The 11,317-nt window shown below is 64.5% G+C and carries 9 protein-coding genes and 1 pseudogene; 5 read left to right on the top strand and 5 right to left on the bottom strand.

Going from position 1 to position 11,317, the window contains the following annotated elements; genetic code table 11:
* Window positions 1-121 precede the first annotated feature (121 nt).
* On the bottom strand, window positions 122-1,639 hold the full coding sequence (locus QA642_RS34345) for an acetyl-CoA acetyltransferase (RefSeq protein ID WP_283080843.1): 1,518 nt from the start codon (window positions 1,637-1,639) through the stop codon (window positions 122-124).
* 115 nt (window positions 1,640-1,754) lie between these two features.
* On the bottom strand, window positions 1,755-2,888 hold the full coding sequence (locus QA642_RS34340; RefSeq protein WP_283080842.1) for a nitronate monooxygenase: 1,134 nt from the start codon (window positions 2,886-2,888) through the stop codon (window positions 1,755-1,757).
* A 255-nt stretch (window positions 2,889-3,143) separates the two neighbouring features.
* Between QA642_RS34340 and QA642_RS34335 the strand changes: the two genes are divergently transcribed.
* Window positions 3,144-4,799, top strand: coding sequence for an NAD(P)/FAD-dependent oxidoreductase (locus tag QA642_RS34335; protein ID WP_283080841.1), 1,656 nt, complete (start codon window positions 3,144-3,146; stop codon window positions 4,797-4,799).
* Between the two features lie 169 nt (window positions 4,800-4,968).
* Entirely contained in the window at window positions 4,969-5,850 is an 882-nt protein-coding gene (gene yghU / locus QA642_RS34330; protein WP_283080840.1) for a glutathione-dependent disulfide-bond oxidoreductase, read from the top strand.
* A 141-nt stretch (window positions 5,851-5,991) separates the two neighbouring features.
* Here the strand turns inward: yghU and QA642_RS34325 are convergent, their stop codons facing one another.
* The 3 genes and pseudogenes from QA642_RS34325 to QA642_RS34315 form a co-directional block, all read right to left on the bottom strand.
* A complete protein-coding gene (locus tag QA642_RS34325; RefSeq protein WP_027558632.1) occupies window positions 5,992-7,269 on the bottom strand; it encodes an acyl-CoA dehydrogenase family protein in 1,278 nt (425 codons plus the stop codon).
* A gap of 288 nt (window positions 7,270-7,557) precedes the next feature.
* Window positions 7,558-7,938, bottom strand: a complete 381-nt coding sequence (locus QA642_RS34320; protein WP_283080839.1) for a VOC family protein — start codon at window positions 7,936-7,938, stop codon at window positions 7,558-7,560.
* 109 nt (window positions 7,939-8,047) lie between these two features.
* Window positions 8,048-8,827, bottom strand: a pseudogene (locus QA642_RS34315) (SDR family oxidoreductase).
* A gap of 166 nt (window positions 8,828-8,993) precedes the next feature.
* On the opposite strand from QA642_RS34315, the gene QA642_RS34310 reads away from it, so the two are divergent.
* Genes QA642_RS34310 through QA642_RS34300 form a run of 3 tightly spaced genes read left to right on the top strand, consistent with a single transcriptional unit; the run spans window position 8,994 to window position 11,140 of the window.
* The gene (locus tag QA642_RS34310) at window positions 8,994-9,782 is read left to right on the top strand and encodes an enoyl-CoA hydratase/isomerase (RefSeq protein WP_283080838.1); all 789 of its coding nucleotides are present in this window, start codon (window positions 8,994-8,996) and stop codon (window positions 9,780-9,782) included.
* Complete coding sequence (locus tag QA642_RS34305) at window positions 9,779-10,765, top strand: phosphotransferase family protein (RefSeq protein ID WP_283080837.1); 987 nt, start codon at window positions 9,779-9,781, stop codon at window positions 10,763-10,765. The genes QA642_RS34310 and QA642_RS34305 overlap by 4 nt, the downstream gene beginning before the upstream one ends.
* Before the next feature lie 3 nt (window positions 10,766-10,768).
* Window positions 10,769-11,140 (top strand): DUF6285 domain-containing protein, encoded by a 372-nt coding sequence (locus tag QA642_RS34300; protein ID WP_283080836.1) that lies wholly within the window; start codon window positions 10,769-10,771, stop codon window positions 11,138-11,140.
* The last annotated feature ends 177 nt before the right edge of the window (window positions 11,141-11,317 follow it).

Raw genomic sequence — 11,317 nt, 5'->3', positions numbered from 1 at the left:
GGGCAAAGCGACTTGTCCGCCGTAGCTCGAAGAGCGTAGGCGGAAGCGTGCCCACCACTTCCGTGCGATGCGGAAAGAATGGTGGGCACGGCGCAAGAGCGCCTTTGCCCACCCTACGAGATCACGCCACCCGCCACTCCGGCACGCCATCCGCAGCCATGGTGATCTCGCCAAGCGAACCCACCGGCGTACGATCCATGTTCAGCAGATGCGCCAGCGTCGCGCTATCACCCGCCGGAATCCGCGCCAACGTGCGTCGGTCGTCTTCCGTCCGCAGCATCACCACACCGTGCTCGACATCGCCGCCACGGCCGTAGAGCACGGTAAAGCTCTCGACCTTTCCCTTGCCTGAGGCTTCGTTAGCGAACTCCGGCACCGCGCGTTTGTTGCGATCCGCCTCCGCCTGCGCGCTCGTCTCCTGCGCCAGCGCCTCGCGCGGCGGCGTCCTCGCCACCACCAGCGCGTGATGCTTGGTGACGAAGCCCCCCTGTCCGTAGAGCAGTCCGAGTTTTGCGCCCTCGCGCAGGCGCCGTACCATCGCGCAGGCGGCATGCGTCATGTAGGTGTTGAGCGGCGCACCGAAGAAAGTGAGGCCGCCGGTCACGGTCGGCTGGACGTCGTCGGAAAGGCCGAGCGTCCGCCGTGCCATCTTGGGCACGCAGGGGAAGCAGCTGTAGAGCTCGATCGCGTCGAACTTCTTGCCGTCGCCGCCGGCGAGGTCCATCACGCTCCTGAGCACCGCGTTCTGCGGATGGCTCTCGTAGAACTGATCGCGTAGCAGATAGTCGCGCGGCTCTTCCGCCGAGGCGCCGCCGAGCGGATAGACCAGCTTGTCTTCCGCGATGCCAAGCGCACACGCCTTGGCAAGGCTGGTGAGCAGCAGCGCGCCGCCCATGTTGACGCTGGGATTGGCGACCATGAGCTTGTTGTAGGGCCAGGCGATCAGGCGGTTGTCAGCGGTCGGCGTCGTGATCTCCTCAGGCGCATAGCGACGTTTCAGCCAGGCATTGGGATTTTGCGCGGCGGCTTCCGAATAGCGTGACCACAGCGTGCCTGACTCGGCCATCGCCTCGCGCGGCGTCTGGCCCCAATGCGCTGATGAGGCCGCCTCATAGAACGGATAGACGGTGACGGGCCGGAACACGCCGAGCTTCACCGCCAGCGGCTTCTGGAACGCCGCGCCGCGTTTTGGTTCCTCGACGTCATGCGCGAACGGCGTCCATGGCAGCTTTGCACCCACGCGCTCGGCCTTGGTCGCGGTCGACTGCGCCTCCGCGCCGCACACCGCCGCCACGGTGCATTCGCCGCGCGCGATGCGCTTGGCCGCTTCGTGGATGTAACGGATCGGGCTCTCGCCGCCGACCGGGCCGTAATAGCAACGCGCCGGCGAGATGCCGAGCCGCTGCGCCAGCAGCTTTTCCGGATCGCGATAGCGCCAGCTCAGGAAATTGACCACGTCGAGCGACTGCACCTCGCCGAGCAGCTTTGCGCCCGCGTCCGCTTCGGCGCGCCGCAATGCCTGTTCGAGCAGATCGAGCGGCTCGAGGCCGTCGGTGATCTCCCTGGGGCGGTCGACGATTTCGCCGATGCCGACGATGACGGGAATGCGGTCTTCAGGGGTATTGGTCTTATCTGTCATGCTTCAATTCACGATGTCGGTTGTTTCGTCATTGCGAGCGCAGCGAAGCAATCCAGAATCTTTCCGCAGAAGCAGTCTGGATTGCTTCGCTTCGCTCGCAATGACGATGTGGATGCTACTCCGCCACCAGCGCATTCATGTGCTCGACGGCTTCGGCGAAATCTTCCTTGAACTCCTGCACCACCGCCCCGGCGGACTTCACGCTGTCGATCAGTCCTACGCCCTGGCCGACGAAGTAGCTGACGAGATCGCGCGCCTTGGCGTTACCGGCTGCCGCGGCGCGATCGATCGAATGGAAGGCATCGCGGCTGATGATGCTTTGCAGCGGCATCGGCAGCGCACCTGGGCTTTCCGGCGCGCGGTCCCAGGCATCGGTCCAGACCGAGCGGAGCTGCCGCGCCGGCTTGCCGGTGCGGCCCTTCGAGCGGATCGCATCGCGGGACGAGGCGGCGATCATCTTCTCGCGAAAGATCTCGCTGGTCTCTGCCTCGACGGTCGCGAGCCACACCGAGCCGGTCCATGCGCCCGCCGCGCCCATCGCCATGCAGGCTGCCATCTGCCGCCCGGTCATGATGCCGCCGGCCGCCAGCACGGGCACGTCGCGGACCTTTTTGATCGCCTTGATCACCTCCGGCACCAGCACCATGGTCGAGACCTCGCCGCAATGGCCGCCGGCCTCGGTGCCTTGCACCACGAGGATGTCGACGCCGGCCGCGACCTGGCGTAACGCGTGCTCCTTGGCGCCGACGAGCGCGGCCACAGGCACGCCGTGCGTCTTGCCCATCTCGATCATCGCCTTCGGCGGCACGCCCAGCGCATTGGCGATCAGGCGGATCGGATGATTGAAGGAGACTTCGAGCAGCTCCAGCGCCGTCTTGGCGTCGAACGGCTGCGGCCGGTTGTCGGCGACATCAGTTGTCGTCAGCTCGATATCGTATTTTTTCAGCAGGTCGCGCGTGTAGGCGCGATGCTCCTGCGGCACGCGCGCTTCCAGGCTCTTCCAGGTGACGTCCTTCTCGCCCGCGGTCGAGATGTTTTCGGGGATCAGCACGTCGATGCCGTAGGGCTTGCCGTCGACGTGCTCGTCGATCCATTTCAGCTCGCGTTCGAGCGTGTCGGGCATGTGCGCGGTGGCACCGAGCACGCCAAAACCACCGGCGCGGCTGACGGCGGCAACGACATCGCGGCAATGGCTGAAGGCGAGCAGTGGGAACTCGATGCCCAGCATGTCGCAGATCGGCGATTTCATGGTTCTCTCCCGGCGGCCGCCTTCGTCGCTGTTGTTGCTTTGCGTGCGAAGATTGCGCGACGCTAGCCCATCGTCGCCTGCGATGCCATGCCGGATTCGACCCCGCATCTTGCGTGCAGGCGCCGCGCAGAGAACGCACCATTCCGCTCTACAAAATAAGCGGGCCAAGGCCGTCCGATTAGCCTCTTGCGCTTTCGCACCCTTCAGAGAATGCTGGCTCGCAACAACAGAAAACAAATCAGGGAGTGCCAAGAGATGTCGTCAGCGCAAGCGAATCCGGCTCAGGGTACGGAAGCCCACGATGTGGTCGTCGTCGGTGCGGGCTTTGCCGGCCTGTACATGCTGCACCGGTTGCGCGGGCTCGGCTTCTCGGCACGTGTCTTCGAGCAGGGCGGCGGCGTCGGCGGCACCTGGTACTGGAACCGCTATCCCGGCGCGCGCTGCGATGTCGAGAGCATGCAATATTCCTACTCCTTCTCCGAGGAGCTCCAGCAGGAATGGGACTGGAGCGAACGCTACGCGCCGCAACCAGAGATCCTGAAATACGCCAATCACGTCGCCGACCGTTTTGACCTTCGCCGTGACATCCAGTTCAACACCCGCGTCGAGCGCGCCGTGTTCAATGAGCGTGCGAATGTCTGGTCGGTTACGACTTCCGACGGCAGGACGGTTCGGGCCCAGTTCGTCGTACTCGCTACCGGCTGTCTCTCGAACGCGCGCAAGCCTGACATCAAGGGCCTCGAAAATTTCAGGGGTCCCGTCTACCACACGGGCAACTGGCCGCATAACGACGTCGACTTCACCGGCCTGCGCGTCGGCCTGATCGGCACCGGATCGTCAGGAATCCAGTCGGCGCCCATCATCGCGGAGCAAGCGAAACATCTCACCGTGTTCCAGCGTACCGCGAACTTCTCCATCCCCGCTCGCAACGCCGCGCTGACCGTCGAGGAGCGCGATGCGTTCCGCAAGCACTATCCGGAGATCCGCCGCTTCGCCCGCGAGGTCGCCCGCAACGGCATCTATGCCGAGCAGCCCGACCGCGGCGCGCTCGACGATGCCGAGGACGTCAGGCGCGCCAAATACAAGGCGCGATGGGATCGCGGCGGACTCACCTTCATGTACGTCTACAACAATCTCGGCCTCGATCGGGCCGCGAACGACACCGCCGCCAATTACGTCCGCGGCAAGATCGCCGAGATCGTGAAGGACCCCGCGACCGCCAAACTGCTCCAGCCGAACAGCCATCCGATCGGCACCAAGCGCATCTGCATCGACACGGATTATTTCGCGACGTTCAACCGGCCGAACGTCTCGCTGGTCGACATCAAGACCAACCCGATTGAGGAGATCACCGCGAACGCGGTCCGTGTCGCAGGCAAGGACCACGAGGTCGATGCGCTGGTCATGGCGACCGGCTTTGACGCCATGACCGGGGCGGTCGCGAAGATCGACATCCACGGCCGCGGCGGGCAGACGCTGAGCCAGAAATGGGCGGAGGGCCCAAAGACCTATCTCGGGCTGATGAGCGCGGGCTTTCCGAACCTCTTCATCATCACCGGTCCCGGCAGCCCGTCCGTGCTCTCGAACATGATCGTCTCGATCGAGCAGCATGTCGACTGGATCGCCGATGGCCTTGTCCATATCCGCGGGCAGGGCCTCGCGACGATGGAGGCGGACGGAGATGCCGAGGAGAAATGGGTCGCCCATGTCAACGAGGTCGCCCACGGCACGCTCTATCCGCAGGCCAATTCCTGGTACATGGGGGCGAACATCCCGGGCAAGCCGCGCATCTTCATGCCCTATATCGGCGGCGTCGGCGTCTATCGCCGCATCTGCGACGAGGTCGCTGCGAAGGGATATGAGGGTTTTGTGATGGAGGCCGAGCTGCAGCCGCAGGCGGCAGCGTCATAGAGGCTGTCATTCCGGGGCCCGCCCTGTGCGCGCCCCGGAATGACGGTGGGGAGGGGCTTGCCATGACGAAACGGTGAGTTGCCCTGCCGGGCAATGCATTTCGGAGGCCTTGTCATCGGCCGCGCGCGGGCTAATTAATGCAAGCGCATCTTTTTGCCGGAGCCCCCGCATGACCGACGCCCCCGCCTACGTGCCGCCCAAAGTCTGGACCTGGAACAAGGAGAATGGCGGGCAGTTCGCCAATATCAACCGGCCGATCGCCGGTCCGACCCACGACAAGGAGCTGCCGGTCGGCAAGCACCCCTTCCAGCTCTATTCGCTGGCGACCCCGAACGGGGTGAAGGTCACCGTGATGCTGGAGGAGCTGCTGGCGCTCGGCCACAAGGGCGCCGAATACGACGCCTGGCTGATCAGGATCGGCAATGGCGACCAGTTCGGCAGCGGCTTCGTCGACATCAATCCGAACTCGAAAATCCCGGCCCTGTTGGACCGCTCCGGCCCGGAGCCGATCCGGATCTTCGAATCCGGCTCGATTCTGTTCTATCTCGCCGAGAAATTCGGCACCTTCCTGCCCAAGGACATCAAGGCCCGCACCGAGGCGATGTCCTGGCTGTTCTGGCAGATGGGCAGCGCGCCCTATCTCGGCGGCGGCTTCGGCCATTTCTACGCCTACGCCCCGACCAAGATCGAATACGCCATCGATCGCTTCGCGATGGAGGTGAAGCGCCAGCTCGACGTGCTCGACCGGCGCCTTGCCGACAACGAGTACCTCGCGGGCAAGGATTACAGCATTGCCGATATGGCGGTGTGGCCGTGGTACGGCGCGCTCGCCAAGGGACTGGTCTACGGCGCCGGCGAATTCTTGTCGGTGCAGGACTACAAGAACGTGCAGCGCTGGACCGACCAGATCGCGCAGCGCCCCGCGGTGAAGCGCGGCCGCATGGTCAACCGCGTCTCCGGCGACCCTGCCAGCCAGCTCCACGAGCGCCACGACGCGAGTGATTTCGAGACCAAGACCCAGGACAAGATCGAAGTCGCGAAGACTGCATAACGTCGTTCGCGAATATCGTAGGGTGGGCAAAGCGAAGCGTGCCCACCACTCTTTGTGACGCCCGAGATGGTGGGCACGGCGCGCGAAGAGCGCGCCTTTGCCCACCCTACGGCTCTTCCCGAGTGGGAAGAGGAGAGACCTTTACGCCATGCTCAGCTCGTGGCGACCGACCACCATCCAGTGCACCTCGTCCGGACCATCCGCAAAGCGCAGGTGGCGCACGTCCTGATACATCTCCGCGAGCGGGGTCCAGTGCGAGATGCCGGTGGCGCCGTGCATCTGGATGGCCTGGTCGATGATCTTGCAGGCACGCTCCGGCACCATGGCCTTGACCATGGAGACCCAGACGCGGGCCTCCTTGTTGCCGAGCACGTCCATCGCCTTCGCCGCCTTCAGCACCATCAGCCGCATCGCCTCGATCTCGCAGCGTGCCTGCGCGATGATCTGCATGTTGCCGCCGAGATGGGCGATCTTCTTGCCGAACGCTTCGCGGGTGAGGCCACGCTGCACCATCAGGTCGAGCGCCTTCTCGGCCTTGCCGATGGTGCGCATGCAGTGATGGATGCGCCCCGGCCCGAGACGCAGCTGCGAGATCTCGAAGCCGCGGCCTTCGCCGAGCAGCATGTTCTCCTTCGGCACCCGCACATTGTTGAAGCGCATGTGCATGTGGCCGCGCGGCGCGTGGTCCTGGCCGAACACGTACATCGGCCCGAGCACCTCGACACCGGGCGTGTCGCGCGGCACCAGGATCTGCGATTGCTGCTTGCTCGGCGCCGCATCCGGGTTGGTCTTCACCATCACGATGAGGATCTTGCAGCGGGGATCACCTAAGCCGGAGATGTAATACTTCTCGCCGTTGATGACCCATTCGTCGCCGACGAGCTTTGCCGTCGTCGAGATGTTCTTGGCGTCGGAGGAGGCGACGTTCGGCTCGGTCATGACATAGGCCGAGCGGATCTCGCCGTTGAGCAGCGGCTTGAGCCACTTCTCCTTCTGCTCCTTGGTGCCGACGCGCTCCAGCACCTCCATATTGCCGGTGTCGGGCGCCGAGCAGTTCATGGTCTCCGACGCCAGCGGGCTCTTGCCGAGCTCGGCGGCGATGTAAGCGTAGTCGAGATTCTTCAGGCCCTGGCCGGTCTCGTCATCGGGCAGGAAGAAATTCCACAGGCCTTCCTGCTTGGCCTTGTTCTTGGCCTTCTCCAGCACCTCGAGCTGCTTCGGCGTAAAGCTCCAGCGATCCTCCTTGCCTTCACCGGCCTTGGCAAATTCGATCGACATCGGCTCGACGGTGTCGCGGATGAACTTCTTGACGTGATCATAGAGCGGCCGGACCTGGTCCGACATGCGCAGATCGTTCAGCTCGTCGCCGGGATTGAGCGTATAGTTGGTGGTGCGGGGAATGTAGGCGTGTTTTGTCATTGTTCCTCCCGAGGGGCGCTGAGATCGTGTTGGCCGCAAGAATAGTCGCAGCGACGCCAAAGTGCGAGCGCGTATTTTTCACGCGGGGCCATGCCACGTGATGGAATTTAGCGAGGGCGTTTGAAATGTTGTTTGAATGGGGGTGAGTGGCAGGCGCGCGCCGTACTCACCGTTGTCATCGCCCGCGAAGGCGGGCGATCCAGTACGCCGTGACGTCAGCGAGTCACGGAGAAGCCGCGGCGTACTGGATTCCCCGCTTTCGCGGGGAATGACAGCGTCCTAGAGCAATCAGCTCGGCATCCGATGCATCGCGCAGATCTTGTTGCCGTCGAGGTCGCGCAGGTAAGCGATATAGAGCTTGTTCCCCGCGCCCTCGCGGATGCCAGGCGGATTCTCGATCGGCGTTCCGCCGGCGGCGACGCCGGCGGCGTGCCACTTGTCGACCTGCTCGGGCGAGTTGGCGGCAAAGCCGATCGTGCCGCCATTCGCGCAGGTCGCCGGTTCGCCGTTGATCGGCTTCGTCACCGAGAACACACCGGTCTTGGTGAAGTAGAAGATGCGATGGCCGTCGACCTTGGCCGGACGCACCTCGAGCGTGCCGAGCAGCGTGTCATAGAACGCCTTGGCCTTGTCCAGATCGTTGGTGCCGATCATGATGTGCGAGAACATTGCCCATTCCCCTCAGAGTGTGTAGCCCGGATGGAGCGTAGCGAAATCCGGATCTTGCTTGCTTCTAGAAATCCCGGATTGCGCTTCGCTCCATCCGGGCTACGAAATCTCAAAACGCGGTATAGCCGCCATCGATCACGAACGTATCCGCAGTGTGATACGACGACGCCTTGCTCATCAGATACACGGCGATGCCGCCGAAATCGGACGCCTCGCCGAAGCGCCGCACCGGAATCCGCGGCATCACATTGGCGACGAATTTTTCGTTGGCCATGAGACCCGAGGTCATGTCGCTCTTGATCTAGCCCGGGAGGATCGCGTTCGCGGTGACGCCGTGGCGGGCGAGCTCGACGCCGAGCGCGCGCACCAGCGCGTTGATAGCGGCCTTGGTCGCGGCGTAATGCTCGTTGCGCGCGGTGCCGAAGATCGAGGCGAGGCTCGAGGTCGCAACGAGCCGGCCGAACGGATCGCCGGCATTGGCGCGGTCGGTCATGTGCTTTGCGGCGGCCTGGAATGCGTGGAACACACCGTCGAGATTGGTCGCGAACATCGTTCGCCATTCCTCCTCGGTGCGCTCGATGAAGGAACGCCGCCCGCCGCCGCCGATGCCGGCATTGGCGAAGCAGCCGTCGACACGGCCGAACGTGTCGAGCGTCGCCTTCATGGCGGCATTGACCGAGGCGGGATCGGTGACGTCGCAGACGCGGCTGTCGATCTTGCCTGATAGCCCCGCCATGCTCGCGGCAGCAGCCTTGTTCTTGTCAGCATTGCGGCCCCAGATCGAGACGTTGCAGCCCTGGCCGGCGAGGGCCTGCGCGATGCCGAGCCCGATGCCGCCATTGCCGCCGGTGATCACGGCGACACGGCCAGTGAGGTCGAAAATGTTCATGGCGCGTTTCCTGTTCTTGATATGAGGCGCATCAGCCGCTGCGCACAAGATTGCTTGCTATGCTCCGATCACCATGGACAAGGCCGCGACAAAAATCAAATATGCGCCCGGCAAAAACGAATTCCGGTCTGCGAAACTGACGCGGTCCGCAACTGACGAGGAAACCATGCAGTTCAAACACGTCACGCTCGATTTCGATGGCTCGGTCGCGATCCTCAGGCTCGACCATCAGGAGGTGATGAACGCGGTCTCCGTGGACATGCTGGGCGGCCTTGCCGAGGCGCTGGACGCGATCGAGGAGAGGAAGGACGAGGTGCGCTGCGTGGTGCTGACCGGCGCGGGGCGCGCGTTCTGTACGGGCGCTAATCTGCAAGGGCGCAACAACCAGTCGAAGAAGACCAAGGCCGGCCTGACGCTGGAGACCGGCTTTCACCCCTTCCTGCGCCGCATCCGCAATCTGCACTGCCCGATCATCACCGCGGTCAACGGGCCGGCGGCAGGCGCCGGCATGAGCTTCGCCCTGCTCGGCGACATGATCCTTTGCGCGCGCTCGTCCTATTTCCTGCAAGCGTTCCGCCGTATCGGCCTCGTGCCGGATTGCGGCTCGACCTGGCTGCTGCCGCGCCTCGTCGGCCGGGCGCGCTCGATCGAATTGTCGCTGATGGGCGAGCGGCTGCCGGCCGAGAAGGCGCTGGAATGGGGCCTCATCAACCGCGTCTATGACGACGGCGTGCTGATGGAGGAGGCGATGAAGCTCGCGCGCGATCTCGCCAGCGGGCCGACAGTGGCGCTATCGCTGATCCGCAAGCTCTACTGGGACAGCCCGGAAAATTCCTTCGAGGACCAGCTCAATCTCGAATTCCAGTGCCAGCTGCGTGCTGGCGACACCCAGGATTTCCGTGAGGGCGTCGGCGCGTTCCTGGAGAAGCGCCCCGCACAGTTCAAAGGCAAATGATCGAGGCGGAGCTTTCGCGCAGCGTCGCGCGCTGGTGCAAGGGCGCGACCGGCGTCGCCGGCGCGGCAAAACTGTCCGGCGGCGCCAGCCAGGAGACCTGGCGCTTCGACATCACGCATCCGGACGGGCCGATCGGTGCAATCCTGCGCCGCTCGCCGAAAGGCTATGGCGCAGCACCGACGCGTGCGGCCGGGCTCGCCGCCGAGGCGCAGTTGATGCAGCTCGCTTACGAGGCCGGCGTGCCGTCGCCGCGCGTGATGCATGTGCTGGTGCCGGAAGATGATCTCGGCACCGGCTTCATCATGCAGCGCGTCGAGGGCGAGACCATCGCGCGCAAGATCCTGCGTGATGAGGAATACGCGGCGGCAAGGCCGCTGCTCGCGCGGCAGATCGGCGGTGTGCTGGCCGGCCTGCACAAGCTGCCGCAGGACAAATTGCCCGAGCTGCGCAGCCGCGGCGCGACCCAGGAGATCTCGGAGTTCGAGCGCGACTATCGCAGCCTGAACTGGCCCAAGCCCGTATTCGAGCTGGCGCTGCGCTGGCTGCGCGACCACGATCCTGGCCCCTCGGTCGAGACCACGCTGGTGCATGGCGATTTTCGTAACGGCAATCTCATCATCGGCGCGGATGGCGTCCGCGCGGTCCTGGACTGGGAGCTCGCCCATCTCGGCGATCCCATGGAGGATCTCGGTTGGGTGTGCGTCAACTCCTGGCGCTTCGGCGAGATCGACAAGCCCGTCGGCGGTTTTGGCTCACGCGAGGAGCTGTTCACGGGCTATGAGGCGGCAGGCCGCAAGGTCGATCCCGCGCGCGTCAAATTCTGGGAAGTGATGGGGACGCTGCGCTGGGGCATCATGTGCGGCGGCATGATGCAGCGTTTTCGCGAGGGGCCGGACCATTCCATGGAGCGCGCCATGATCGGCCGCCGCGCCAGCGAGACCGAGATCGATCTGTTGCGGCTGCTGGCGCCGCGCGGGAGCTGACGCATGCAGGACGAACCGACACCGATCGAGCTGACCAAGGCTGTCGCCGATTTCCTCCGGAGCGACATCACGCCGCTGATCTCCGGCCACCAGGCCTTCAAGCTGCGCGTCGCGATCAACATCCTCGATCTCGTCACGCGGCAGCTGACGCAGGAGGCGGGGAGCGATGCGAAGGAGGTGGAGCGGCTGCGTGCGCTGCTCGGCATCGATGGTTCGGTGACCGAGCTCAACCGCGCGCTTGCCGAGCGCATTGCAAAGGGCGAGGTCGATCTCGCAACGCCAGGGCTAGCCGAGCACCTGTGGGCGACCACGATGGACAAGCTCGCCGTCGATCAGCCGAATTACGCGTCGTATAAACGGGAGCTGGGGCGGTAGGCGGGTAGGCCTCTCTCTCGTCATTGCGAGGAGCCCTTGCGACGAAGCAATCCCGACACTTTCTGCGGAACGATTCTGGATTGCTTCGCTACGCTCGCAATGACGGTATTGGGGAGTTGCGCTCCCTCCGTCTCGTCATGCCCGGGCTTGTCCCGGGCATCCACGTTCTTCGTAATG

Origin of the sequence: Bradyrhizobium sp. CB2312, from assembly GCF_029714425.1 — a bacterium.
Taxonomy (GTDB): Bacteria; Pseudomonadota; Alphaproteobacteria; order Rhizobiales; family Xanthobacteraceae; genus Bradyrhizobium.
Note: the sequence above shows the minus strand (reverse complement) of the source record. Positions and strands in the feature narration are given on the sequence as shown.